Here is a 26,766-nt window from a genome sequence, read left to right on the forward strand (position 1 = left end):
AAAAATAAATAAGTCAGAATGCTCGTCTATTTTGTTTTATACTGCGTCAACACAACCCTTAGATAGTGCTACTATCTAAGGAACCTGTTTCCTTGTCTAACTCAAAATATACTTCCCATCTTTGACTTATTATTTATTTTCAGATTCCTTAGTATAGGTTACAGCGGCGTAAGGTAATGTAATATACTTCGATGTTTATGTACCTAGTCTTTTTATATAATTAATATTGTGATAAACGGTTGTTATGGGTTAGGAGAAGTATTGAATCCAATATAAGAAAGGTGGGATACAGAATGTCAAAGGTATTAAAAATTGAGGGCATTAGTAAGTATTATGGAAATAAGTCTAATCTTACTAAAGCTATTGATGATATTTCATTAGAGGTTGAAAAGGGAGAATTTGTTGCCATTATGGGAGCTAGTGGTTCAGGAAAAACTACACTTCTAAATGTAATTTCCACTATAGATAAGGTGACAAGTGGTCATATGTTTATTGAAAATGAGGACATTACAAAGCTTAAAGGAAATGCTCTAAATAGATTTAGGAGAGAGGAGCTGGGCTTTATTTTTCAAGATTTTAATCTTCTTGATACCCTTACAGCCTATGAAAATATTGCTTTAGCACTACAGATACAGGATGTAAAGTTTAAGGAAATTGAAGAGAGGATTAAGAGTGTAGCGGAAAAGCTAGGTATCACTGAAGTGTTAAATAAATATCCTTATGAAATGTCTGGAGGACAAAAGCAGAGGATAGCAAGTGCTAGAGCTATCATTACAAATCCAAAGCTGATTTTAGCTGATGAGCCTACAGGAGCCTTAGATTCTAAAAGCTCTAAGATGTTGTTAGAAAGACTTAAAAATTTAAATGAGGATATAAAGGCTACAATTCTCATGGTTACACATGATGCTTTTACAGCTAGTTATGCTTCTCGTGTAATATTTATTAAGGATGGAAAGATATTCAATGAATTTATAAGAGGCAATGACACAAGAAAGGAACTCTTTAATAGAATTATAGATATGGTATCGTTACTTGGAGGGGATGCAAATGATGTTATTTAGGCTATCCTTGAAAAATATAAAGAAAAGCTTTAAGGATTATCTAATATACTTCTTTACTCTTATTTTAGGAGTAGCTATATTTTATGTTTTTAACTCCATTGATGGTCAGAATATTATGCTTACCATGTCTAAATCAACTAGTCAAGCATTTCACATGATTAATAATGTATTATCATCAGTAAGTGTCTTCGTTTCATTCGTCCTAGGCTTTTTGATAATTTATGCTAGTAGTTTCTTGATGAAGAGAAGGAACAGGGAGTTTGGCATATATATGACATTAGGAATGAGCAAGGGAAGAATATCTAAAATCTTATTTTTTGAAACTCTTTCCATTGGAGCAATATCCTTAGTCATAGGTCTTGGAATAGGTATTGCTTTATCACAGATTATGTCTATTGTTGTAGCTAATATGTTTGATGCAGATATGAGTAAATTCACCTTTACTTTTTCATCTTCAGCTATGGTGAAAACTATTATTTATTTTGGTATTATGTACATCATTGTTATGATATTTAATACAATACAGGTAAGTAGATGTAAGCTTATTGATTTAATTCAAGCAGATAAGAAGTCAGAGAATGTTAAAATGAAGAATCCATATCTATGTGTCATAGTGTTTTTGTTTTCAACAGTGCTTCTTGGATATGCCTATTATAATGTTACAACAGGAGCAAGTAACTTAGTGGAATTTTCAGATGTATCAAAGCAGATAATTTATGGTGTAGTGGGAACCTTTTTAATCTTTTGGTCTTTATCAGGCTTTATATTAAAGGCTGTAATGTCTATGAAGAATTCTTACTATAAAAAGCTTAATAGCTTTACCATAAGACAGTTTAGTAGCAAGATAAATACAATGGTATTTTCCATGACAGTTATATGCTTAATGCTATTTTTAACTATTTGCATATTCTCTAGTGCAGTATCCGTAAACACTGCTACTAAGGAGAATTTACGACATAACGTTCCAGTAGATATTCAGATTCAAAAGATGGCAGATTTATCAACAGCAGATGTAGATGGTGATGGAAATCCATATACTGAGGGAAAAATAGAGGATTCTAAAATTTCCATTGAAGAAACATTAACAAGGATGAATTTTAATGTGAAAGATAATTTAAAGGATGTCTTTGAATTTTACAGCTACAAAACAGAGGAGGTTACCCTTAAGGATACTCTAGGAAGTACTTTCTCTAGCATTGAGGAGATTTTTCCAGACTTATATTTTTCAGACCTACAGGAGTTAGTAAAAATTAGTGATTATAATGAGATGGCGAAGCTTTATGGATTGACACAGTATGAGCTAGGAGATAATGAGTACATGGTTCTTTGTAATTATGACAATATGGTGAATATTAGAAATGAGGCCTTGAAGACTGGAGCTACAATTACTATAGATAATCATAAATACACTCCTAAGTTTGATCATTGTGAGGATGGATTTATAACTATGACTTCAGACAAGATGAATATGGGAATTATCCTTGTACCGGATAATGCAGTTAGCAAGGCTATGAAAAATCGAAGTTATTTAATTGCTAACTATAATGCTACCAACAAGGTGGATAAGCAAAAAATCCAGGATAAAATCTTAGATTTACACAGTAACAGCTATGCACCGAATTCTGGATTGTACATTAACACTAAGATATCAATTAATGATAGGAGTATATGCAGGGCAGCTATGGCTGTATTCCTTGGAATATATCTAGGTATAGTATTTTTAATTTCTAGCGCTGCCATTTTAGCCTTAAAAGAGCTATCTGAGTGCTCAGATAATATAAAGAGATATAGCATTCTTAGAAGACTAGGTGCAGATGAAAGGATGATTAATAAATCAATATTTAAGCAGATTGGTGTATTCTTTGCATTCCCATTGGTTTTAGCAGTTATACACTCCATATTCGGAATACAGGTGAGCAATCTTATACTTCAAACCTTTAGAAAGGCAAATATACTTCCATCAATAATAATGACAGCAGGTTTTTTAATAGTAATATATGGAGGATATTTTATCATTACCTATTTATGCTGTAAGAATATAATTAAAGAAGATTGATTTTTCATATCATAAAGCATGTCTTAAAAAACTAATGATAAAGTATTATTTTATTTGGATATTTTTCACTTAATATAAATAGTCCAATAGTTATGGTTTTTAGATTATGAATTTAAGAGGCAAAAGTACTATTCTTTTCAGGAGTGGTGCTTTTGCCTTTGCTATTAAGTTCTAGTTAAATCCAAGAAGTTTAAGCTCAGAAGATTTATAGAACAAAACTATAGCAGTTCTTCTATATTTGATTTTTTCTAATCTATAAGTTTCTTGAAATTCTTTTGTTTTAGAGAAAATTTAACTTAAGCTTTCATAAAAGAGGACTACTAATTATATGTTTGTTGGCACATTCCTAAATACTCAGTTCAGCCACATGTAGAAATAGTTAATCTATTGATTTCATTTTATTATATTATAAATATTATCACAATATGAAATGTATAAAAATATAATAAGTACTATTTAATTGGAAATTAAACAGCAGAATTAAAATGTTTAAATAATAAATAAAGCTATGGAAGATTAACAGCTTATTAGCTAGTGAATCTTCCATTTTTGCGTCTACAAAAGTGATTAAATGATACTGTATAAATTCTAGTTGGTAAAGGAAAGTATATAGGGTGTAAGGAGATGAGTAAATATGATACATGAAATATATAGAGTTGCATTAAGAGCCCTGATTTCAGTAAGTATATTGTTTGTATTAACTAGAATCATGGGGAAAAAACAAATTTCGCAACTAACATTTTTTGATTATGTTGTGAGTATTTCAATTGGTTCGATAGCGGCAGCATTTGCAGTAGATGATTCAATTGGATATATCAAAGGATTGACAGGTATGGTTGTTTATTCTATTTTCCCTATACTTCTATCTTTTGTTAGTTTAAAAAGTTATCTTGGAAGAAAAGTTCTAGACGGCATACCAACAATTTTAATTGAAAATGGTAAAATTGTTGAAAATGGCTTAAAAAAGGCTGAAATGAATATTAATGATTTATTAGAGGAGTGTAGATTAAAAAATGTATTTGATATATCAGCTATTGAATTTGCGATCATGGAAACAAGCGGAAAATTAAGTATCCAGCTTAAGTCATCCAATCAGCCACTAACACCAAAGGATATGAACATGCTAACTCTATGTAAGGGGCTGTGTATAAATCTTATTGTTGATGGAGAAATACTTGAGGGTCACTTGAAAACAATAGGTAAAGACATAAACTGGCTGAATACAGAATTACAGAGTCAAGGTATTAAAAGTTCTGCTGACGTTTTGCTTGCTTATCAGGATAATTCAAACGTACTTATTACTTATTTGAAGAATAGCGATCCTCCCGTTACACCTATACTTTAAATGTTAAACCAACATTAATAAATGATATTATCAAGGACAATAAAAATAATTTTAGCCGTATCTATTTTTCTATTGAAAATTATAACAATATAATGTAGATAAATTGAAAATTGATAGGTTGTAATTTAGTTCAAGGATATTACTATAGCAGACCTTTGAATAAAGATGATTTTTATAAATATATTAGTAAATAATCTTTAAAAATATTTGTTATAAGGTGAAATTGATAATTTATACAAGTATATAAGTTATATTAAAAGCAATAATACAAAAAGGGGATATCAACAGCGGACGTTACCTAAAAATACCCTAGTAATTTTCTGTAATTTAGGATTAAATAAAGATATATAGAATAAATGTATTAGGAGAGTGTTATGGTAAAGAGTAAAGAGCTATTGTTAATGAGATATATATCATTTTTCATACTAACTTTTCAGTTATTAGTGGGAGCAGAAAATAAGAGAATAGTAAGTTTAATTTTCCTGCTTTTATTTATTATAAATAATCATTTGAGAATATTTTATTTTAAAAAAGAGAGAAATATTATTCTTTCAATAATAATTGAGTTGGTATTTATACCCGTGGCAAAATTAAATTTTGGTGGAACTATTATTTTTTACTTAATAGGGGTATGTATAGATTTATTTGCGTTGAAAAATAAAATAGTTAAGTATGGATTATGCCTTTTAATTTTATTTATTGGAATTTACCCTAAGTTTAGTATACCTATTGAAGACGGTATTATTAATTTTGTTTTGCTTGGGATATTTTTTATTCTTTTAAGCTATATATCAAGACTTTGCAGTACTAAGGTGGAAGCACAGCAGCTTTATGATAAGCTTAGGGTTTCAGATGAAAAACTTATAGAGGCAAATAAGGAGCTTGAAGGGTACATACAATCCATTGAGGAATTAACTTTATTAAAGGAAAGAAATAGAATATCAAGAGACATTCATGATAGTGTTGGACATACGCTATCTACTGCTATTATTCAGCTATCTGCAATGGAAGCTATTGCTGAGAAAGAAAATAGTTATATGAAGGATATGTTAGGAAGTTTAAGGGCATTTATTAGTGAAAATTTCCAAGATGTTAAGAAAGCGGTAAGAGAGTTAAAGCCGGATGAATATGATAATTATCAAGGGATTTTAAGGCTTCAGGAAGTATGTAAAAACTTTGAAAGGATGTCTGGAGTAGAAGTTAAAATTATTATATCAAAAGGTGATTGGAATTTATCAACTAAGCAAGCTAGTCATTTATACAGAATAATTCAAGAAGTTTTATCAAATTCTTTAAAACATGGAAAGGCAACTATGGTTAAGGTTATTATGAACTTTACGGATGATGACTTTGTAATGTCCCTTAGTGACAATGGCATAGGAACAGATAACATTGTAGAAAGTGGAGTTGGACTTAAAAGTATAAGAGAAAGAGTATCGGAATTAGACGGTATAGTTCATATGAAATCTAGTAAAGATAATGGTTTTTTTGTTAAGGTCATAGTTCAAAGGGAAGTGGAGGTATAGATATGAATAAGATTAAACTTTTGATTGTAGATGATGAAAAATTAATAAGAGAAGGTTTAAAGACTATGCTTTCGATATTTGAGGATATTGAGGTTGTTGGAACAGCTGAAAATGGATATAAGGCCTTGGAAGTTTGTAAAACCACTGATGTTGATGTTGTTCTTATGGATATAAGAATGAAAACTTGTGATGGAGTCATGGGAACAAGACTTATTAAAGAACAGTTTACAAAAATAAAGGTTGTAATTCTTACTACCTTCAAGGATAAGGAGTATATCCAAGAAGCTATGAGGTATGGAGCTTTTGGCTATATGCTTAAGGATAGTTCCCATGATGTAATTTATGGAGGTATAAAGACAGCTTATAAAGGTAATATGGTAGTTCATCCTGATGTGGCTTTAGAAATGATGGGAAGTAATGGAGTAATTAAAAGTAATATAGATAAGTATGGACTTTTGGAGAAAGAGATTAAGATAATAGAAGAAATAGCTAAAGGACTAACAAATAAAGAGATTTCAGAAGAGCTATTTTTATCAGAAGGAACAATTAAAAATAATATTACTAATATACTATCAAAGCTAAAGCTTAGGGATAGAACACAAATTGCAATTTTTGCTTTCAAAAATGGAATAGTGACTTAAGTCATTTATATAATGACTTTAAGTTATAGCTATCCCTCTAGGAATATCTTATTATAAAATTAAGATAAATCTAGGAGGTAATTTTATGAGCATTATAGAAGTGGAAGAACATAATAGATAGATTTAATAACAAACTAGTTTATTGTATAACATGTTAAAAATCAGAATAGCGAGAGAAGAATTGATGCATAAACAAAGATAATTAAGATATTATATTCTTTATTATGAAATCTAAGCTATTGACTTAAAATTTTACGAAAAAGGAGAATGTTAATATGAAAAAAACTGATTTTTTTAGATTTGAAAATAAAAATGATGATTTTCCATTTTATAATAGTGAACCAAGCGTTATAACATTTATGAAAGGGTTATTTCTTTTAGCTATATCCATTGGGAGTGTACTATTTTTTTACTGGGTACAAATACCTAGTTCATTACAAGCTTTTATAAATTTAGCTTTTCCGTTAGCTGCCCTTATCCTTGTTGTTGATTCAAACTGGACTAAACTCTTTAGAAAAATTTACTTTAAAGATATGAAGGTAGTAATTATTGCTCTTGCAGTTAGTATAATATATGCTATGATAAGTGGAGTTATAATGGCAAAGTATTTTGGAGCTAATGCAAATCCGGTAGGAATAAGTGTTCAAACTAATTCAATACATGAAAATATTTTACTTTTTTTGAGAACAATTCCAATGCTGCTAGGAGAAGAATTAATTACTATTATTCCATTTTTAGTTATCCTACAGTTTTTTACTAAAGTTTTGAAAACTTCTAGGAAAAAAGCAGTAGTTTTAGCTTGGATTATTTCAGCTGTGATATTTGGGGCTTTACATTTGCCAACTTATAGTTGGAATCTTATTCAGTCAGTTTTAGGAATTAGTGTTGCTAGATTAATTCTAACATTCACATATGTAAAAACAAAAAATATTTGGATATCTTTCCTTGTTCATATATCATACGATTGGTGCTTATTCTTAATACCAGTTTTATTAAAATAAAATAGTGACTTAAGTCATTTATATAGTGACTTTAAGTTATGGCTATCCCCCTGGAAATATCTTATTATAATAGTAAGATAAGTCTAAGGGGGTAATTTTATGTGTATTATAGAGGTAGAAAATATAACAAAAAGATTTAACGACAAGCTAGTCTTAGATAATATTAGCTATAGAGTAAAAGAAGGGGAGATATTTGGATTCATTGGACCTAATGGAGCAGGTAAATCAACTTTAATAAATATTATGACAAGTTTATTAACTCCGGATAGTGGTACTATTAGAATATGTGGATATGATATTTTAAAGGATACAATTAAGGCAAAGGAATGTATGGGGTATGTTCCACAGGAGTTATCTCTAATGGAGGACCTTAACGCCTATGATAATTTAGAGTTCTTTGGAGCTTTATATGGATTAAAGGGGAAACTTTTGAAGGAAAGAATATCAGAAGCACTTAAGGTAACTGGATTAGAGGATACTAAAAAGCAAAAGGTTAAGAAGTTTTCAGGTGGAATGAAAAGAAGACTAAATATTGCAGTATCAATTCTGCATCATCCAAGAGTTTTAATATTAGATGAGCCTACCGTTGGTGTAGATCCACAATCAAGAAATCATATATTTTCTTTTATAAAAAATATATGTAAGGAATGGGGCACTACAGTAATTTATACTTCTCATTATATGGAGGAAATTGAAGAGCTTTGTAAGAGGGTATTTATAATAGACTTAGGAAAAGAAGTATCCTATGGAGACAGAGAGGAGATTAAGGCTTCAGTATTCTCGAATAATAAGGTAATTATTGAAACTCAGGAGATAAGTGGAGAAACAATAATGAAGTTAAGAGATATAGAGGGAATCGATAAGGTATCAGATAAGGATAGTGTACTTATTTTAACTATTGATTCAAAGTTTAAGCTTGCTAGTGTACTTTCTTTATTAGAGAAAGAAAGTGTTAGTATAAAGAAGATTAGTTATGAAGAAGCAAAACTTGAAGATGTATTTTTATCATTAACAGGGAAAACTTTGAGAGATTAGGAGGAAGAGCTATGAAGGCGTTATATTATGTGAAAACTACCCTTAAAGGTATGTTTGCAAATGGAGTAGTTACCATAGCATATTTTATCTTATTTCCTATTTTACTTGCGTGTTTTATGGCATTTTTTCAAAATTTGAACCATGAAAATCCATTAAAACTTAAGGCATTAAATGTTCAAATTGTTGATGAAGACAATACAGAAACCTCAAAAAGGCTTATAGAGCTTTTAGACAGTGATGATTTGAAAGAGGTTGTAAGTATAGTAGATAAAAAACCAGATGTGGAATTAGTAATAAAAAAAGGATATGAGAAAAATGTTTTATCTTTAAATAAGGGAGATATAATTATTAATAAAAAAGTAGAAGGCATGGGAATGTCTACTGACACTTTAAAAGTAATTCTAGATAGATATCATCAAAGTTTATATGTATCTAGAGCTGGTGGAAATATGGAGAGTTTAAATAAGATTAAGGAGTCATCTGTAATTGAAGGTATCACAATAGATACTGTAAATACAAATAATCCCTATGAAAAAATATCAGCATCTATGATTGGATTTGTAATCACCATGCTTATATTTACTATGATTCAAGGGGGATATGCGGATATTAGTATAAATCTAGATAAAAGAATTAATGCAACTCCTATAACAAAATTACAATATCTTTTTTATGAGACTATAGCTTTGATAGTATATGTATTTATAATAATCAGCGCATATGTAATTTTCTTTAGAGTAGCTGGAATAAGCTTTAGGGGAAATATTTTAGATTTAATGTTGTTAGTGTTATTGGGAACTATATTAGTAGTATCCATATCTAAAAGTATATCTACTATATTTGGTCCTAAATATGGGAAAATAATAGGAACCATAATTTTTACTTTACCCTTAATAAGTGGAGAAATATTTACGGGTGAAGGAAATAAAATTGCATTACTAACGCCAACACATTATTTAAACAATGCATTTAATCTATATAATTTAAATGGAAATTTAGAAGGCTGTGGTAAATGGATATTAATCATATTTGTAATGTCAATTATTATATACTCTGCAGCAATAATTAAAGCAGTAATTCAGGGGAGGAAAAAGGTATGCGCTTAGTAAGATTAGTATTAGTTAATATGAAAAGACAATTAAAAAGTCCATTTATGTTAATAATGACCTTAATATTTCCTGTTGTTATGATTTTAGTTATAAATGGTGGAGGTTTAGGTCAGGGACTAGGAAGTATAGGAATTATAGATAAAAGTAATTCAAGTTACTCTACTGAAGTAATTGATAGGTTAAGGGAAGAATATGATATAAGTACATTAGAGGGAGAGGTAGAAGATAATTTCGATTTGCTTAGAGAAAATAAATTAGGAGCAATTTATGCTATAGACGATAATTTTCAAGAGTTATTAGGTAATGGAGAGCTTCCTAAAATTAAGTGTTATAGAACTGAGGCTGCTAGTGGCTCAATAATAGCAGAAGATATTATAACGAGCTATGTATCTGGAGTTGTTGAGGAAGAAGTAAGTGAGGGGCTAAGCACAAATTCTACCACTGCAGTTATTGTAGATAAAGAAGTAGACAGTAAAGAGGACTATAAGATGACTGTATTAATGCTATGTTATTTTATGATGATAGGTGGATCTGTTATTGCAGGAGAAATAATTAAACTTAGAGAGCAAAAGGTATTAAAAAGAACCATAGCTACTAGTAATTCAGATATAACTATTTTAGGTAGTTTATTTATTTCATCCTTTATAATCCAAGGAGTTTTAAGTTGTTCAGCTTTTATAATATTAACCTTCGTATTAAAGCTTCCTAACAACAATATTCCTCAAGGAGTAATGATTATATTTCTAGGTAGTTTAGTTACAACATCTATTATTGTAGTAGTAACAAGATGGATTAAAAATGTAACCTTAGCAAGTCTATCTACAGTTGTTTTTGGAATAGCTGCTTTTGGTTTGGGTATGTTTGGATCAGAATTAGATAGCTTTGATAATGTTCCAGAAATAATAAGTAAAATCAGTGTAATATCACCATTTACATGGCTACTGAGAATAATAAATACAGGGGAAATTATTGTTCCTATCTTAATTATATTTTTAATGTCTATTGTGTTCTTTACAGCAGGTAGCTTTAGGCTGAGGGAGTTTGTTAAAGAATAATGTGTTTAGTATTAGGAATCTTATGTCATAAAAGAAAGCAATAGTAATTGAGGATTTAGTAAAAGAGGTGTTGAAGTGCAAAGTAGGCTATTGTATCATGTATAATCATCCTAGTAATTATAAAAACTATAATATGAATAATTTGACTTGTAAGCATAATATTGCTAATATTATAATTAGATATAATTTAACAAATTCAAACCTAAAATGATACGATAGGAGTGATTTTTATGAAATATCCTTCTTTAAAAATATTTTTATTTTCATAGCAAAGGCTGCTATGAAGAAATTGAATTACAGCATGTTAAAATAATTTTCAAGTAGTCTTTGCTAAAGTAATTATATTAATTAGGAGGCGAAGATAATATGAAATTAGAATTTAGAGTACCTACAAAAAGTGATATAGATGATATTTTAACTTGGAAATATGACGGAAAATATTCATTCTATGATAATGATATACAAAAAGAAAAAATGGAGTGGATAGAAAGCTTTGTTGATTCAGATGATAATTTTTCAATTTATAATGACAGCAACAAGCTAGTAGGGAATTGTTCANNCAAGAAATTTTATGCGTAGGGTTGCAAATGAGGCCAGAGCTTACTGGAAAAGGTTTTGGTGTAGAGTTTGCAAAATCAATAATTGATTATGGAAGAGAAAAATATAAATTTAATTATATTGATTTAATAGTTGCAAAGTTCAATAACAGAGCTATTAAAGTATATGAGAAATTAGGCTTTAAAGTTATTGAAGAATTTGTTAATACAATAAGAGGAAATGACTATGACTTTCTAGCCATGAGATTAGTATTTAATGAATAGAAACATATTATTTATAGATATTAAATGAAATAAAAATAGTATATAAATGATAAAAATTAGTAGCTTTCAATTTAGGTTGGGGCTACTATATTTTTTATGTGAACTTATTTCAGAGAGATATTAATTAAGTACGTTTATATTTATTTAGAATAATCTAGATTGTTAATGGGCAAACTTAAATGGAATAAAAGTTACAAATTTTAAAAGAGGGTGTAAAAATTTTACACTAACCCAAATAGTAAAGGAGAATGATTATGAAAAGAAAAATTAAAATTATTGTAGCATTAGCAATCATGGTATTTATTATCCAAATGCCTTTAGTGGCAAGTGCACAGAGTATTTTACATATTCAAAGTGATACCATGAAAGAAATGGCGGAACCAAAGGACATAGTGGATATAGCTACAAGTGATGGCAGATTTAAAACTTTAACAGCAGCTTTAGAGGCAGCCGGATTAGTTGATACCCTAAAGAGTGAAGGTCCATTTACAGTGTTTGCACCTACAGATGACGCATTTTCAAAACTTCCAGCAGGAAAAATTGATGAGCTATTAAGACCAGAAAACAAAAATGTGCTTACAGATATTCTAACTTATCATGTTTTCAAAGGTAAAGCTACTGCTGCAGATGTTGCTAAATTAAATGGCAAGGAAATAACCATGGCAAATGGAAAGAATGCTAAAATTGAGGTTAAGGGTGATTCAGTATTTATTGATGGTGCGAAAGTTATAATTACTGATATTATGGCTAAAAATGGAGTTATACATGTAATTGATACTGTAATGATGCCTTAGTAGATGGATTATACAAACAGTTCAAATTAAGGTAAAAGATGCTAATCATCTTAGGATGAAGCATCTTTTTTGCTTTTTATTCTATATTAAGATAGGTAGATTTAATTTGATATTTCAATAGTAAACAAAGACATAAGTATTTAATGAATAACATATTAGAATAAATAATTATTAAAAGTATAAACTAAAAAGAGTTTAGTTATTATAGAAGTTCATATATATAAAATAATAAAATTAGCTATTTTTGTTTTGTGTTAAGACAAAAAAGAAAAGGGGACAGGATGAAAGAAGGAAAAGTATTAATAGATACAGGATTCAACTTGGAAAACAGTTATGCTGGACTTCCAGAAAAATTTTTTGCAATGCAAAGACCGAGTCATGTACCGTCACCTAAACTAGTTATGATAAATTATCCACTAATAAAATCTTTAGGATTAAATGCTGAAGCATTACAAAGCATTGATGGAGTGGATATACTTGCAGGGAATAAGGTTCTAGAAGGAGCTATGCCTCTTGCTCAGGCATATGCAGGACATCAATTCGGACATTTCACCATGTTAGGTGATGGGAGAGCTGTTCTCATAGGTGAGCATATTACTCCCTTAGGTGAGAGAGTTGATATTCAGCTTAAGGGTTCAGGTAGAACTCCATATTCACGAGGAGGTGATGGAAAAGCATCACTAGGTCCAATGCTGAGGGAATATATCATAAGTGAAGCAATGAATGCACTCGGTATTCCTACTACTCGTAGTTTAGCTGTGGTTACAACTGGTGAGTCAATAATGAGAGAAATACAGTTACCTGGTGCAATTCTCACTCGTGTAGCAGCTAGTCATATTCGTGTTGGTACATTTCAATACGCATCAAAATGGGGTACCGTTGAAGAACTTAGAGCTTTAGCTGATTATACTTTGCAAAGACATTTTCAAGAAGTAAAGGATAAAGAAAATCCATACCTTTTATTACTTCAACAAGTAATTAGAAAGCAGGCTGAGCTTATTGCAAAATGGCAGTTAGTTGGATTTATTCATGGTGTAATGAATACTGATAATGTAACAATTAGTGGAGAAACAATTGATTATGGGCCATGTGCTTTTATGGATGCCTATGATCCTTCTACTGTATTTAGTTCTATTGATATTCAGGGTAGATATGCTTATGGTAATCAACCTAATATTGGTGCATGGGATCTTGCCAGATTTGCGGAGACTCTGTTACCATTGTTACACACTGATGAGAATGAGGCATTAAGGCTAGCACAAAAAGAAGTTTCACATTTTGCTGATTTGTATAAGAATAATTGGATTAGAGGAATGAGAGCAAAACTTGGAATTTTTAATGAAGAAGTTGATGATGAAGCTTTAGTTGAGGAACTTTTAAGTATTATGCAAAAGTATGGTGCAGATTATACCAATACCTTCCGTGTATTGACTAGTGGAAAGATAGAGGATAATATACTCTTTGGCAAAGAGGAATTTGATAAATGGTATAAGCGATGGCAAGAGAGATTGATGAGACAAGAAGAATCGGAAATTTCTTCAAGGGAGCTTATGGAGAGAAGTAATCCAGCGGTAATTCCACGTAACCATAGGGTAGAAGAAGCACTAGAAGCTGCGGTAAATCAAGGAGATTATAGTGTTATGGAGAGATTATTAGATGCTCTCTCAGAACCATATAATCACTCTAGAGAACTAGATTATTACACTATATTGCCGGAACCATCATCTTGTCCATATAGAACCTATTGTGGAACCTAATATAAAATAGCTAGTAAAATTAATTTAATTTTACTAGCTATTTTTATTGACTTTAATCCTAGACAAAAGTTTAGAATAATATTAATTAGAAGAAATAGAGGATGAGCATTATTCACATATTGATTTTTTAGAAAATGAATTTAAGAAATATAATAAAAAGCTAGAGTATAGAAAAATAGACGAACTTAATTATATAATAAAAGTAGATTAGTATTTACAAAAAAACATAGTAAAAGAGGGGGAACAAATGAAGACAATAGAAGTAGTAGCAGCAGTAATAAAGCATAATGATAGAATATTTATTACACGTAGGGGATATGGTGACTTTGTTGATATGTGGGAATTTCCTGGAGGGAAAATAGAAATTGGTGAATCAAAAGAAGAAGCGCTTATTCGTGAGATAAAGGAAGAATTAGAATTAGATATAAGAATATCAGATTTTTTAACTACAGTAGAGTATGATTATCCTAATTTTCATCTTATCATGCATTGTTTTATCTGCCAAATTTCTGGTGGAAAATTAAATCTAAATGCTCATAATGATGCTATGTGGATTTCCTTTGATGAATTAGATAATCAAAAGTGGATTCCAGCGGATGTTTTAGTCATTGATGCTCTTAAGAATATGTAAGAAAAGGGACTTAGCAAATTAGTTTACTTTGCTAAGTCCATTTTTTTATGAAGTAATGTATTCATAAATATCTTCCCTTACAGGAGTAATTAGTTGATATTTAATTTCTACAGCTGTTTTATTAGTGTTTTTCATAATAAATTGGACAGGTGTTCCTACAGCTTTAATTTTCCCAAGGAAGTAGAATTCTTTTGAAATTTTATCATCCTTATTTTTTCTCACGAATAAGCTCATTTCAACACCGGTTTCTTCAGCTTTATAAGCTTGTACAATATCATCAGAAGTTATTGTTCTACCTGATTTTGATATAGCGATTAACTGAGAAGGAGATAGAAATCTATCTTCATAGTTAATAGTGTGGGTAATATCTTCAGATTTCTCATAGTTGATAAATACAGGATAAGTTTTAGTAGTTTTATCATATTTATATCCACCAATGTTAAGTGCAACTTCACCTTTTTCCCACTGAAGTAATCTACAAACATCCTCATAGGTATATTTTTGATATAACTGAAAACTAGTATTCAAATAACTTTTACTATAGAATTTTTTATATCTTTCCATTCCAAAATGGATTAATTCCTCAACTATATATTTAAAATCCCTATTTTCAAGATGATTCTTAAAGGATTTAGAAATTCTATAATCAGAATCTGACTCTTCTAAGAAAATACATTTTCCATATGTTTTTTTACCAGAGCCAGTGGAAAATTCATTTGTAAGAATATTAACTACATTGGTTTCAGTGATAGTTTTAAAGTCTATATTATAATCATCTTTTAGCTCTTTTTTTAGTCTATGAATTAGATTGGTTCCATGGTTAATAGCAAGCTTAAGCATAAGCAGTTCATGAATTCTTTTACCAGAAGCTAGCTTTTTAGAGATGAATTCAATAAATAATTCTTCAGACTTATTAAGTTCTATAGCATAGTCCTTCTCATATTTTTTTAAGAATTTATAGTATGAACCCAGGCTTTTATTATCAAATATTCTTAAAGGGTCAATAGATTGATAAGTATCAAAATCTGTTAAACTTGGTATTCTACCAATCTTTTGCTTAAGATTATTATAACTTTCTTTAATTAGCTTAATATCATTAAAGTTAGCTTTATCAATGGACTCAAATATTTTCTTTTTAGATATTTCATCAAAATTAATAGTTGAACAACCAGGTATTATTCTTGTTCCTTCCATAACATATTTTCTAATGGAATCTTTATTAAAGGTTCTATCTCCAGATAAGGCAATGGGAATTAAAAAATTGCTGTTATAGTTTCCTATAAAGTCTATAATAACAACATATTCTTTGAAATTATGTTTTCTAAGACCTCTACCTAATTGTTGAACGAAAATTATAGCTGACTTAGTTGGTCTTAACATAACAACTTGATTAATAGCAGGTATATCTACACCTTCATTAAATATATCAACTGTGAAAATATAATCTAGAGAGTTATTTAATTCTTCTTGCTCTAAACGTTGAATTGCTGCTTCTCTTTCATCCTGAGTATTTTCTCCAGTTAAGGCTACTGTTTTATAACCGCGAGTATTAAATATATTTGAAAGCTGAATGGCTTCCTTTTTATCACTACAGAATATTAACCCCTTTACTCTTTCACCACAATATCCATAAAAATTAATTTTATCAATGATATGATTAACTCTTTCTTCAGCTACTAAAGTTCTAAAGTCTGATTTTTCTTCTAATTCCATGCCATTTACACTAATATCAGATACACCAAAATAATGGAATGGACAAAGTAAATCTTCTTCTAAGGCCTGTTGAAGACGTATTTCATAGGCAATGTTGTAGTTAAACATTTTAAAAATATCAAATTCATCACTTCTTTCTGGGGTGGCCGTCATGCCAAGTAAGAATTTAGGATTAAAATATTCAACTATCTTTTGATAACTATTAGCTCCTGCCTTATGAACTTCATCGATGATAATATAATCAAATTCATCTTTGCTAAAACTTTGAAGTACATCATCCTTTGATAGTGTTTGGACTGTACAAAAGACAAAGTCTTTATTAACTTCCTTTCGGTTTCCGGAGAGAATTCCCATGCTTCGAGTATCGCCAAACACATTTTGAAAGCTGTTTAAACCTTGATTGGCTATTTGTTCTCTATGTACTATAAATAGAGCTCTTTTAGGATTATAATTTCTTAACTCAAAAGCAGATAGATAGGTTTTACCAGTACCAGTAGCAGAAATTAACAGAGCTTTATCTGCACCATTTTCCCTAATTCTATTTAATCCTTGAATAGCAGCTACTTGCATTTTATTTGGCTTAAGCTTATATTGTGCTATACGAGGAATATTACTTTTTCTTGCGTATTCAATTTGCTTTTTATAAATATCTTCATAGGTTTCTATCCAATTTAAAGTTAGGTCATCAGCATCCTTCCAAAGCTCCTGAAATTCATCAATAACATTTTCAGTTAAGGAACCAGTCTCTAAAGAAGAAATTTTTAAATTCCATTCCTTATTTTTTGTTAATGCTGATTGAGTTAAATTCGAACTTCCTACAATTAATTTATAGTGATCTTCATATTTAAATATATATCCTTTAGTATGAAAGTTTTCTTTACTATATAGCTTAATTTCAATATTTGGAAACTCAAGTAGCTTCCTTAATGCTTTAGGCTCACTGAAATTAAGATAATCCGTAGTTAAAATTTTACCCTTAATACCTTTTTTATTTAAGTATTTGAAGGTTTCTAGTAAGGGTGTTATGCCACTGCTTGTAATAAAGGCAACGGATATAAAAAACTCTTTACATTTTGTTAATTCAGAGATTATTTCATTTAAAACTTTGCTACCTTTTGAATAGTCATTTACTATTAACTTTGGTGCTAAAGCTAAATTTGAATGGATTAAGCTATTTACTAAACCAGTTTCACTAGCTTTAATAATTTCATTTTTAATTACATTTTTATTGTTTGTATCCATATCAATAGTCTTAAAGTTAATACTTACTGGTGTATTAACTATATCTGTTTTAGTTATAGTACTCATATTTACCTCACAATTAAATTATCATAGTTAAAGTGTAAATAATTTCATTAATTCTTATATTATAACATAATTATATGATATGGGTTTTACTATATAATGATATAATGTATTTAATTAGAATTTACCATACTAAAAGTAAGGTGATTTGTGAATATTAAAGAATACTTGATATTGATATAAGGTAAATTAAATAAATAATTTATAGGGAGATGGCATTAAAATGGGTACAGAGTTTAGTTTAGTTAACTATTTAAATGAAGGGGTAGAAAGCATTGTAAAGGGTGCAATGAAGGCTTCTTTTCAAAACCCTAAAGAATCAAAGTTCATTATGAAATATATTTTAGAAAGCAAAAAAGCAGCTAAAAGAAGAAAAAACTTTGAAGAAAAAGGACAACATATTCCACCTTTCCTAATCTCAAGCATCACTAGTAGCTGTAATCTCTTTTGTAAAGGGTGTTATGCAAGAGCCAATAATACCTGTGGTGAAAAATCAAATAAAGATCAAATGACAAGTGATCAATGGGAAGATATATTTAAACAGGGGAAAGAACTTGGAATTTCTTTTATATTACTAGCTGGTGGAGAACCTTTAATGAGAAAGGATGTTATAGAAAAAGCGTCTCAAATTAAAGAAATTATTTTTCCTATATTCACAAATGGGACTATCCTTGATGAAGAATATATTAAGCTATTGGATGCTAATAGAAATCTTGTGCCTGTTATTAGTATTGAAGGTGATGAGAACAAAACTGATGCTAGACGAGGTAAAGGAACCTATGAACTTCTCATAAATAAAATAGATTCACTTAAATCTAAAGGAATATTATATGGAGCTTCTATAACTGTTACCACAGAAAATATCTATAATGTGACTAGTAAAGAGTTTATAGCAGAATTATATAACAGAGGTTGCAAGTTAGTAATTTTTGTAGAATATGTACCAGTAGTTGATTCAACTAAAGATTTAGCACCAACTGATAAAGAAAGGAACTATCTTGAAAGTGAACAAGCTCATCTTAGAGAAATTTATGAAGATATGATTTTTATTTCTTTTCCAGGCGATGAAAAACATTCAGGGGGATGTCTTGCTGCTGGAAGAGGTTTCTTTCATATTAACACAAGTGGAGGAGTAGAACCATGTCCATTTTCACCTTTTTCTGATACAAGTTTAAAAAACTCTAGCTTGTTAGATGCATTACAATCACCTTTATTTAAAAAATTAAGTGCAGCAGAAATGCTTGTTGGTGAACATAAGGGTGGATGTATACTGTTTGAAAAAGAAGAAGAAGTAAAAAAGCTTCTGGTATAAAATAAAAAATATAAATTGCATTTAAGAGGTGTAATATATGGAGAATGTAGAACTAACAAATATGGTTATGATAATGGATAAATTAAATAATAAAGTTCTTGTTCAAAACCGCATTAAAGGAAATTGGACTGGTATAGCTTTTCCAGGGGGACATGTAGAAAAGGGTGAGTCTATTGTAGATTCAGCCATCAGAGAAGTTGATGAGGAAACTGGACTAGTAGTAAATAATTTAGAAATTTGCGGTATTAAAGATTGGTATAGGTCAGAAGATAATAAAAGGTATATGGTTTTTCTTTTTAAAACTGATTCATATCAGGGAGATTTAATAGAGCATGGTGAAGAAGGTCATGTATTTTGGCATGATATAGATAAACTTCATTTATTAAATCTTGCCCATGGATTTGATAGGATGGTTAAAGTAATGTTAGAGGATAGACTTAATGAGTATTTTATTACAAAGAATCAACAACAATATCATTGGGAGCATATGCTAAAATAAAGATAAGTCAATTATAAGATTTAAGATTTAAGATTTTATGTTTCACTTATTTTGAATGTTTCTGGATTATTGTGTGTAAAATATAAGTATCTAAGTTCTTAGTAGAATTTCTAGGAATATGCGAATAAATTATTAATAAAACTTTATCTTAGAAATTTAACGAAGCTTTTTCAGTAAATTATACAAATGAAAAATGTTATGAATTTTATGGAGGTAAACTTGTGAAAAAAATAATTATTTTAGCAGAGAGTGGAGCTGATATTCCATTAGATTTAGCCACATTACATAATATTCAGGTTATCCCCATGCACGTGATAATGGGAGACTCATCTTATTTAGATGGTTCAATACCTGTAACAGAAGTCTATGATTATTATAAAAAAACTAAAAAAATACCATCCACTTCAGCAACTAATCCAGAAGAATTTCATATTTTATTTAAAAAAATAAAAGATGAAAATCCAGGTTGTATTATTCTTCATATTGGATATACATCTAAAGCCTCTTGTGCTTATCAAAATGCACTTATTGCTTCAGAAGGAATGGAAGATATTTATCATGTTGATTCTTTAAATGTCACTGGTGGTCAAGGATCAATTGTTTTAAGAGCAGCTGAAATCATAGAAAAACATCCCAATATAATGATAACTAATTTAATTGAAGAAATTCAGGATTACGTGGCAAGAGCCAGGGTATCTTTTATCCCTGGTGATCTTGCATATCTGAGAGCTGGAGGGCGTGTATCCAATGCTGCATACTTGGGAGGAGCTTTACTACTAATAAAACCCCTCATTGAAATTGTAGATGGAAAGTTAATTTCAACACAAAAGTTTCGTGGGAAAATGGTTAGTGTTGCTGATAAGTATATGAGAGAATATATTAAGAGATACAATTTTGATAAAGAGCAATTATATCTTATTTATTCTTTGGGTCTTGATGAATCTATAAAACATAACATGGAGAGAATTGCTAAAGAAGAGGGATTTAGAAAGATTATATGGATTCAAGCAGGATGTGTAATTACATCTCATAGTGGTCCAGGAGCTATTGGAATAGCAGGATTTGAAAAGGTTAGTTCTAAATAAAATAAGGCTCTATAAANNTTTATAGAGCCTTATTTTATTAGAGAGAGTTATCCGTTCCAATTGCATTGACTTGTTTATTATTATCCATAGGAATATTACATTAGAAGTATTATGTTACTTAAGTTCTTTTTTTTATATAAGATATAAGATTTCATTTTTATTTCTTATTTTGAGAATCTTTCTGGATTATTACCAATTTCATTACATAAAGATGTGATTACGTTGCATGTATTAGATAAGTTTTCTTTATTGATCTTATCAGCGGTATCCTTATCTGTATGGTAGTCAACAAATGGGCCATATTCAAAATATGCCACTGGTATACCAGCTGCTTCAAAAGCTACATGATCACTTCTATTACTTTCATCTCTACTATTATCATATTGGAAGTTATTCATACAACTTACTGCTAAATCTGCAGTTAAAGAATCCTTAGAGCTATCCATTGTGTAAACACATAAGTTATCACCGATACCAACCATATCAGCATTTATCATTGAAATAGTATTTTGTAAATCATCACTATTTAAAGATTGAACATAATAATTTGAGCCTACTAAACCTATTTCTTCAGCACCAAATGCAATAAATTTAATATTACAATCAAGGTTTTTCTTGGATAAAATCCTTGCTGATTCCATTACAGTAGAAATACCTGAAGCATTGTCATTTGCAGCTGGGGTATCTACTCCATCATAGTGAGCTCCAACTATTAAGGTTTTAGCATCTTTCTTTTTAGATATTAATGTTGCAATAATATTTTTTGATTTACTATCTATACACTGACTATCAACCTTTAGTGTGGCTTTAAGGCCTTTTTTTGAGGTTATTATTGTTGAATTAAGATATTCTGCATCAACTTTAGATATTGTAACAGCTGGTATTTTTGTAGGTTCAACTAGAGTAGCTGATAGAGGTTCTTCGCTATTAGGATCAAAAAATATAACACCTACAGCACCCATTGCAGTAGCTCTTTCAGTTTTATTTTTAAATGTATCACCACCACGTTGAATAATAACAAGTTTATCTTTTACTTTAGCTTTCTCTAAATCAGTTTGTGTTCCCATATATCCATTGACGACTTCTGAAGTTAAGCCTTCCTTTAGAGTCTCTTTACTAAAGGTTAAAGCCTTAGATTCAATAACTTTACTTTCAGGTATATCTATTTTTACTTCTACATCATTACATTTAAATGCGGTTACAGGAAACTCTTGTTCATCAACACTAAGTCCCATGTCTTTAAACTCTTTAGAAATATATGATGCTGCATCCTTTTCTCCATCAAACCCGGTTATTCTAGCATCATCCTTTGCTGAAAGTTTCTCTATAGTGCTATATATCCTATCTTCAGAAATATCCTTTGAAAAATCTTTGAATTTTATGCTAGTTATATCACTTAAGCTAGAGGACTTGTCTTTAACACCATTACAACCCACAAGTGATGTTATAACAATTAAAGAGCAACATATACATATTATTTTTTTTATGCCTTTCAAAATTAATCCCTCCCCAAAATTATTAGTAATTATAACCTTTGTTTTAATCTTAAAATAGATAAAATTTTATACTCCTTTCATTTATAACTAAATAATATTTGTAATGTAGTTAGTACAATTCAATATATGCTATTTGTAAAATATATGAATATATTAACACTTAATTACATTTAATTCTAGTAATAAATTAAGCGCACTAACACTTTTTATAAACTTTATCTATTAAAGATTTTAATAGATAAAGTTTATTCTAAATATTAGAAATAATGTTATAATATTAGTACGATTATTAACAAAAATAAAAATAAATTATTATAAAGTGGTGGAACAAATGAAAGAGCTATCAGACTTATTTAAACCCATAACTAATAATATAATAAATAAATCAGATAATTATAGAGAAGTTGAGCCATGTGATACTTTAAAGCCATATATAAGATGCTTTTGGGGAAGTCCAGTGCCTTATAGAAATAAGGAAATAACTAAAGAGGGGGATAGAAACAATATTGTGATTCCAGATTGTTGTATGGATATAATTTTTGATATAGATTATAGTAATAATAAAGTGAATAACCTATTTTGTAGTATAAATGATTCTCCTTTTTATACAGAAGAGGTTAAAACCTCAGCGTTGATTTCTACCTTTGGTATCCGATTTAACTTTTGGGCTGTGCATTTATTTACAGATAATCAATTGCCTAAAAAGTGTAATGAGTTTGCAATTGTAGACCAATATTTTATGGGTTTAAGAAAAGAAATTGAAGATATAGTTATATATTATCCTAAGATTGAAGAAAGAATATATTACATAGAAAAGTTATTGCTTAGAAGATTATTCAATAAGAATTTTAGAAATAAAAATTTATTAAATGGAGTATATTATATTTTGAAGTCTAAAGGGGTAACTACAATATCAGAGATTAGTAATTATATGTCTGTTAGTTCTAGACAGTTGGAGCGTATCTTTGGAGAATATATTGGAATAACTCCTAAGAAGTGCTGCAGTTTGGTTAGATATCAAAATATATGGAAAGACATAGCTTTTAAGAGAGATTTTAATCTTAGTAATATTACTTATAGTTATGGTTATTGTGATCAAGCTCATATGATAAATGACTTTAAAAAATACCATGGAAACACTCCTATGAAAGCTATAAACGAGTTAATTAAATAGAACGTCGCATTTTTACAATACTAAAGGTACTTAATATATTAACATTAAGTTATGAAATAAAATTTGTGAGGTGTACTATGGAAAAGTTAAAGATGAGCCAATTTAAAAATATAGAGGAGCATATATTTAGTAATGGTAGAGATATTGAAAAAGTAAAATGGAATTATACTTTTAATAAGGGAAGTAAAGATGATATAGTATCAGAACTAATAAAATATCAAAATGAGGATGGTGGTTTTGGAAATGGATTAGAAGCTGATATGCTATTACCATCATCAACAAGTATATCATCTACTGAGGCCATTTTTATTGCATATGATTATGACCTTAATTGTGAGGAGCCTTGGTTTGGAAATTTATTAAATTATTTTGAAAAAACCATTGAAGATACGCCATCATTCTGGGAGAAGGTTCCAAAGGAAGTTGAAAACTTTCCCCATGCACCATGGTGGATATATGCTCCAGATACAAAATTTAATCCTAACCCTTGTGCTGTTGTTGCCTCAGCTTTTATCAAGTATGGTAATATTGTCCAAAAAGAGATAGGTAATAAAATTGCAGCTAGATGTATAGAGTTTTTAAATAGTAATGAAGAGTGTTCTGACCATGATTGCTATTGCCTACAAAGACTATTTATAGTTTTAAAAGAACTAAATTCAAATTTGATTAGTGATGTAACTATAAGGTCTATGGAAAGAAGAATATTGGACTGTCTTTGTATAGATGAGGCTAAATGGATGGAATATGTATCACAACCTTTAGATTTAGTAACTTCACCTGAGTCACAATGGTATAAATTAGTTGAAGCCTTTATAGAAAAGAACTTTTCTTTTTGGATTAATACATTGAAGGAAGAAGGTTTTTGGCAACCTAATTTTTCTTGGGGAGTAGATAGTGAAGTAGCTAGAAATGTTACTAAAATTTGGACTTGCTACATAGCTGTGAAAAGAGCCAGGATTTTCAAAGCTTTTGGGCTAATAAATTTATATTGATTTTAAATTAATATGTAAATAAGTTTTGAATTTAATGGTGGTGTCTCGCCTCCGGCATAAAACCCACGACAATACAGCAATGTATTGTCGTGGGTTATTTTATGTACAGGATATATTCTTAGGTTTGCTATGCATTGGAAGTTATTTCTAATAAATTGCAGAGTGGGGTAGTATTAATAAACTTATATTTTTATGATAATATTATTACAAGCTTATTAAAAGATAAAATTAATGAAGAAAACTTAAGAGGAGATAAAAATGAAATATCGCGAAAATATTAAAAATTCAAGAAGAATAATTATAAAAATTGGTACTTCAACCTTAACCTATGACAATGGAAACATAAACTTAAGAAGAATTGAAAAAATAGCCATGTCAATATCTGATTTAATAAATAGTGGCAAAGAAATAATCCTTGTAACATCTGGATCCATAGGTGTTGGAGTAAGTAAAATGAACTTAAAGGAAAGACCAAAAACTATTAGAGAAAAACAGGCAGCAGCATCTGTGGGACAAGTAGCACTTATGAATATTTATAGCAAACTATTTGGAGAATATGGCTATTCAGTAGGTCAAATACTTTTAACAAGAGACATTATAGAATGTGAAAGAAGTAGAAATAATGTTGCAAATACTTTTGAAACCTTGCTAGAGTGCGGAATAATTCCAATAGTAAATGAAAATGATAGTGTAGCTATAGATGAAATTGAAAATATATCCAAATTTGGAGATAATGACAATCTGGCAGCGATAGTTTCTACTATTGTGGATGCAAATCTTTTAATAATACTATCAGATATTGATGGTTTCTATGACTCTAATCCAAGAACAAATAAGGATGCAAAGCTTATAAAAGAAGTGAAATATATAACGGAAGAAGTACTAAATTTTGCAGAAGGTGCAGGAAGTAATTTAGGTACAGGTGGAATGGAAACTAAAATACATGCAGCAAAGCTTGTAACTGATAATGGTACAAATATGATATTAGCAAATGGAAAAGACCCAAGTAAACTTATTGATATATTAAATGGGGATGATGTAGGAACTTTATTTCTGGGAAAAGAAAGATAAACAAAATATGAAGGGAGTAATTTAAGATGGAAGAGTTAATTTTAAAAGGTAAAAAAGTAAAAGAAGCTGCGTATATATTATCAAATATTTCAACAAATGAAAAAAATAAAGCTTTAAATGAAATGGCAAAAGCATTATTAGAGAATGCTAGTGAAATAATAGAAGCAAATAAAATTGATATAGAAAATGCAAAAAATAAGGGAACATCAGAAGCAATAGTAGATAGATTGCTTTTAAATGAAGACAGAATCAAAGGGATGAGTGGAGGTTTAATACAAGTAGCAGGCTTAGAAGACCCTGTAGGTGAAGTAAGTTCAATAGTAACTAGACCAAATGGACTACAAATAGGGAAAAAAAGGGTACCTCTAGGAGTAATAGGAATAATATACGAGGCAAGACCAAATGTTACTTGTGATGCAGTAGGGCTATGTTTAAAGTCAGGTAATGTAACAATACTAAGAGGTGGAAGTGAAGCTATAAACTCCAACAAAAAAATAGTACAAATATTAAAAAAAGCCTTAGAAAAAACTAAGTTACCAGTAGATTGTATTCAATTAATAGAAGATACAAGTAGAGAAACTGTTAAAAATATGATGAAGTTAAATGAATATATAGATGTGCTAATACCAAGAGGAGGCGCTGGATTAATAAAATCAGTAGTAGAAAATGCTACAGTACCAGTAATAGAAACTGGAACAGGGAACTGTCATGTTTATGTTGATAAAAATAGTGATTTAGAAATGGCAAAACAAATAGTTATAAATGCAAAAACTACTAGACCAGCAGTTTGTAACTCTGAGGAAAAATTACTTGTTCATGAAGAAATAGCAAAAGAATTTATTCCAGTAATAGTTGATGAATTAAGACAAAGAAAAGTAGAAGTTAGAGGAGACAAAAAATCTATAGAAATAGTAAATGACATAATACTAGCAATTGAAAAGGATTATTATAAAGAATATTTAGATTATATAATTTGCATAAAGATAGTAAAGGATATAGATGAAGCGATAACTCATATAAATAAATATGGCTCAGGCCACTCAGAAGCTATAGTAACAAATGATTATCAAAATGCTCAAAAATTTCATCAACAAGTAGATGCAGCAGCAGTTTATGTAAATGCTTCTACTAGATTTACTGATGGAGAGGAATTCGGATTTGGAGCAGAAATAGGCATAAGTACTCAAAAACTACATGCGAGAGGTCCCATGGGACTTAAAGAGCTTACTACTAATAAGTATATAATATTTGGGAATGGTCAAATAAGATAATAACTAAGGAGTGAAT

22 protein-coding genes are annotated in these 26,766 nt (G+C 29.5%); 20 read left to right on the forward strand and 2 right to left on the reverse strand.

The features are described 5' to 3' along the window. Positions 1-293: 293 nt before the first annotated feature. From B3630_RS01930 to B3630_RS01990, 13 genes are all read left to right on the forward strand, one after another. On the forward strand, positions 294-1,061 hold the full coding sequence (locus B3630_RS01930) for an ABC transporter ATP-binding protein (RefSeq protein WP_346895041.1): 768 nt from the start codon (positions 294-296) through the stop codon (positions 1,059-1,061). Next, entirely contained in the window at positions 1,048-3,117 is a 2,070-nt protein-coding gene (locus B3630_RS01935; protein WP_346895043.1) for an ABC transporter permease, read from the forward strand. The genes B3630_RS01930 and B3630_RS01935 overlap by 14 nt, the downstream gene beginning before the upstream one ends. Before the next feature lie 634 nt (positions 3,118-3,751). Beyond that, positions 3,752-4,462 (forward strand): DUF421 domain-containing protein, encoded by a 711-nt coding sequence (locus B3630_RS01940; RefSeq protein ID WP_346895045.1) that lies wholly within the window; start codon positions 3,752-3,754, stop codon positions 4,460-4,462. Positions 4,463-4,836: 374 nt separating this feature from the next. After that, complete coding sequence (locus tag B3630_RS01945; protein WP_346895047.1) at positions 4,837-5,988, forward strand: sensor histidine kinase; 1,152 nt, start codon at positions 4,837-4,839, stop codon at positions 5,986-5,988. Between the two features lie 2 nt (positions 5,989-5,990). Further along, positions 5,991-6,629, forward strand: a complete 639-nt coding sequence (locus B3630_RS01950; RefSeq protein ID WP_346895049.1) for a response regulator transcription factor — start codon at positions 5,991-5,993, stop codon at positions 6,627-6,629. 275 nt (positions 6,630-6,904) lie between these two features. Next, on the forward strand, positions 6,905-7,630 hold the full coding sequence (locus tag B3630_RS01955; protein ID WP_346895051.1) for a CPBP family intramembrane glutamic endopeptidase: 726 nt from the start codon (positions 6,905-6,907) through the stop codon (positions 7,628-7,630). A 99-nt stretch (positions 7,631-7,729) separates the two neighbouring features. Continuing rightward, positions 7,730-8,665, forward strand: a complete 936-nt coding sequence (locus B3630_RS01960; protein ID WP_346895053.1) for an ABC transporter ATP-binding protein — start codon at positions 7,730-7,732, stop codon at positions 8,663-8,665. Between the two features lie 11 nt (positions 8,666-8,676). After that, positions 8,677-9,771 (forward strand): ABC transporter permease, encoded by a 1,095-nt coding sequence (locus tag B3630_RS01965; protein ID WP_346895055.1) that lies wholly within the window; start codon positions 8,677-8,679, stop codon positions 9,769-9,771. After that, on the forward strand, positions 9,762-10,829 hold the full coding sequence (locus tag B3630_RS01970; RefSeq protein ID WP_346895057.1) for an ABC transporter permease: 1,068 nt from the start codon (positions 9,762-9,764) through the stop codon (positions 10,827-10,829). Before B3630_RS01965 ends, B3630_RS01970 begins: the two co-directional genes overlap by 10 nt. A gap of 587 nt (positions 10,830-11,416) precedes the next feature. Continuing rightward, positions 11,417-11,650 (forward strand): GNAT family protein, encoded by a 234-nt coding sequence (locus tag B3630_RS01975; RefSeq protein WP_346895059.1) that lies wholly within the window; start codon positions 11,417-11,419, stop codon positions 11,648-11,650. A 362-nt stretch (positions 11,651-12,012) separates the two neighbouring features. Further along, on the forward strand, positions 12,013-12,444 hold the full coding sequence (locus B3630_RS01980) for a fasciclin domain-containing protein (RefSeq protein ID WP_414632084.1): 432 nt from the start codon (positions 12,013-12,015) through the stop codon (positions 12,442-12,444). A 281-nt stretch (positions 12,445-12,725) separates the two neighbouring features. After that, positions 12,726-14,201, forward strand: a complete 1,476-nt coding sequence (locus B3630_RS01985) for a protein adenylyltransferase SelO (RefSeq protein WP_346895063.1) — start codon at positions 12,726-12,728, stop codon at positions 14,199-14,201. Between the two features lie 247 nt (positions 14,202-14,448). Beyond that, a complete protein-coding gene (locus B3630_RS01990) occupies positions 14,449-14,832 on the forward strand; it encodes a (deoxy)nucleoside triphosphate pyrophosphohydrolase (protein ID WP_346895065.1) in 384 nt (127 codons plus the stop codon). A 45-nt stretch (positions 14,833-14,877) separates the two neighbouring features. Here the strand turns inward: B3630_RS01990 and B3630_RS01995 are convergent, their stop codons facing one another. After that, positions 14,878-17,853: a DEAD/DEAH box helicase gene (locus B3630_RS01995; protein WP_346895067.1), complete on the reverse strand. Its 2,976-nt coding sequence runs from the start codon at positions 17,851-17,853 to the stop codon at positions 14,878-14,880. Positions 17,854-18,073: 220 nt separating this feature from the next. Between B3630_RS01995 and B3630_RS02000 the strand changes: the two genes are divergently transcribed. The 3 genes from B3630_RS02000 to B3630_RS02010 all read left to right on the forward strand — a co-directional run bounded on the left by B3630_RS02000 (position 18,074) and on the right by B3630_RS02010 (position 20,746). Then, entirely contained in the window at positions 18,074-19,162 is a 1,089-nt protein-coding gene (locus B3630_RS02000) for a radical SAM protein (protein WP_346895069.1), read from the forward strand. A gap of 37 nt (positions 19,163-19,199) precedes the next feature. Next, a complete protein-coding gene (locus B3630_RS02005; RefSeq protein ID WP_346895071.1) occupies positions 19,200-19,661 on the forward strand; it encodes an 8-oxo-dGTP diphosphatase in 462 nt (153 codons plus the stop codon). 221 nt (positions 19,662-19,882) lie between these two features. After that, the gene (locus B3630_RS02010) at positions 19,883-20,746 is read left to right on the forward strand and encodes a DegV family protein (RefSeq protein WP_346895073.1); all 864 of its coding nucleotides are present in this window, start codon (positions 19,883-19,885) and stop codon (positions 20,744-20,746) included. Positions 20,747-20,910: 164 nt separating this feature from the next. Here B3630_RS02010 and B3630_RS02015 read toward each other — a convergent pair whose 3' ends face one another. Next, a complete protein-coding gene (locus tag B3630_RS02015; protein WP_346895075.1) occupies positions 20,911-22,242 on the reverse strand; it encodes a DUF4910 domain-containing protein in 1,332 nt (443 codons plus the stop codon). A gap of 331 nt (positions 22,243-22,573) precedes the next feature. On the opposite strand from B3630_RS02015, the gene B3630_RS02020 reads away from it, so the two are divergent. The 4 genes from B3630_RS02020 to B3630_RS02035 all read left to right on the forward strand — a co-directional run bounded on the left by B3630_RS02020 (position 22,574) and on the right by B3630_RS02035 (position 26,750). After that, entirely contained in the window at positions 22,574-23,416 is an 843-nt protein-coding gene (locus B3630_RS02020; protein ID WP_346895077.1) for a helix-turn-helix domain-containing protein, read from the forward strand. A gap of 77 nt (positions 23,417-23,493) precedes the next feature. Then, the gene (locus B3630_RS02025) at positions 23,494-24,408 is read left to right on the forward strand and encodes a hypothetical protein (protein WP_346895079.1); all 915 of its coding nucleotides are present in this window, start codon (positions 23,494-23,496) and stop codon (positions 24,406-24,408) included. A 258-nt stretch (positions 24,409-24,666) separates the two neighbouring features. Next, the gene (proB, locus tag B3630_RS02030) at positions 24,667-25,479 is read left to right on the forward strand and encodes a glutamate 5-kinase (RefSeq protein WP_346895081.1); all 813 of its coding nucleotides are present in this window, start codon (positions 24,667-24,669) and stop codon (positions 25,477-25,479) included. Between the two features lie 26 nt (positions 25,480-25,505). Then, positions 25,506-26,750 (forward strand): glutamate-5-semialdehyde dehydrogenase, encoded by a 1,245-nt coding sequence (locus B3630_RS02035; protein WP_346895083.1) that lies wholly within the window; start codon positions 25,506-25,508, stop codon positions 26,748-26,750. Positions 26,751-26,766 lie beyond the last annotated feature (16 nt).

The sequence above is a fragment of the Clostridium sp. UBA7503 genome, from assembly GCF_002477055.1.
Taxonomy (GTDB): domain Bacteria; phylum Bacillota; class Clostridia; order Clostridiales; family Clostridiaceae; genus Clostridium_J; species Clostridium_J sulfidigenes.

What these genes read in the sequence shown, in the direction of transcription:
- B3630_RS01980 (WP_414632084.1), top strand. Translation starts at nt 12,013, where the DNA reads ATGAAAGAAATGGCGGAACCAAAGGACATAGTGGATATAGCTACAAGT.
- B3630_RS02025 (WP_346895079.1), top strand. Translation starts at nt 23,494, where the DNA reads ATGGAAAAGTTAAAGATGAGCCAATTTAAAAATATAGAGGAGCATATA.
- B3630_RS01995 (WP_346895067.1), bottom strand. Translation starts at nt 17,853, where the DNA reads ATGAGTACTATAACTAAAACAGATATAGTTAATACACCAGTAAGTATT.
- B3630_RS01935 (WP_346895043.1), top strand. Translation starts at nt 1,048, where the DNA reads ATGATGTTATTTAGGCTATCCTTGAAAAATATAAAGAAAAGCTTTAAG.
- B3630_RS01945 (WP_346895047.1), top strand. Translation starts at nt 4,837, where the DNA reads ATGGTAAAGAGTAAAGAGCTATTGTTAATGAGATATATATCATTTTTC.
- B3630_RS02020 (WP_346895077.1), top strand. Translation starts at nt 22,574, where the DNA reads ATGAAAGAGCTATCAGACTTATTTAAACCCATAACTAATAATATAATA.
- B3630_RS01985 (WP_346895063.1), top strand. Translation starts at nt 12,726, where the DNA reads ATGAAAGAAGGAAAAGTATTAATAGATACAGGATTCAACTTGGAAAAC.
- proB (WP_346895081.1), top strand. Translation starts at nt 24,667, where the DNA reads ATGAAATATCGCGAAAATATTAAAAATTCAAGAAGAATAATTATAAAA.
- B3630_RS01965 (WP_346895055.1), top strand. Translation starts at nt 8,677, where the DNA reads ATGAAGGCGTTATATTATGTGAAAACTACCCTTAAAGGTATGTTTGCA.
- B3630_RS01975 (WP_346895059.1), top strand. Translation starts at nt 11,417, where the DNA reads ATGAGGCCAGAGCTTACTGGAAAAGGTTTTGGTGTAGAGTTTGCAAAA.
- B3630_RS02000 (WP_346895069.1), top strand. Translation starts at nt 18,074, where the DNA reads ATGGGTACAGAGTTTAGTTTAGTTAACTATTTAAATGAAGGGGTAGAA.
- B3630_RS01950 (WP_346895049.1), top strand. Translation starts at nt 5,991, where the DNA reads ATGAATAAGATTAAACTTTTGATTGTAGATGATGAAAAATTAATAAGA.
- B3630_RS01960 (WP_346895053.1), top strand. Translation starts at nt 7,730, where the DNA reads ATGTGTATTATAGAGGTAGAAAATATAACAAAAAGATTTAACGACAAG.
- B3630_RS01930 (WP_346895041.1), top strand. Translation starts at nt 294, where the DNA reads ATGTCAAAGGTATTAAAAATTGAGGGCATTAGTAAGTATTATGGAAAT.
- B3630_RS01940 (WP_346895045.1), top strand. Translation starts at nt 3,752, where the DNA reads ATGATACATGAAATATATAGAGTTGCATTAAGAGCCCTGATTTCAGTA.
- B3630_RS02005 (WP_346895071.1), top strand. Translation starts at nt 19,200, where the DNA reads ATGGAGAATGTAGAACTAACAAATATGGTTATGATAATGGATAAATTA.
- B3630_RS01970 (WP_346895057.1), top strand. Translation starts at nt 9,762, where the DNA reads ATGCGCTTAGTAAGATTAGTATTAGTTAATATGAAAAGACAATTAAAA.
- B3630_RS02035 (WP_346895083.1), top strand. Translation starts at nt 25,506, where the DNA reads ATGGAAGAGTTAATTTTAAAAGGTAAAAAAGTAAAAGAAGCTGCGTAT.
- B3630_RS01955 (WP_346895051.1), top strand. Translation starts at nt 6,905, where the DNA reads ATGAAAAAAACTGATTTTTTTAGATTTGAAAATAAAAATGATGATTTT.
- B3630_RS01990 (WP_346895065.1), top strand. Translation starts at nt 14,449, where the DNA reads ATGAAGACAATAGAAGTAGTAGCAGCAGTAATAAAGCATAATGATAGA.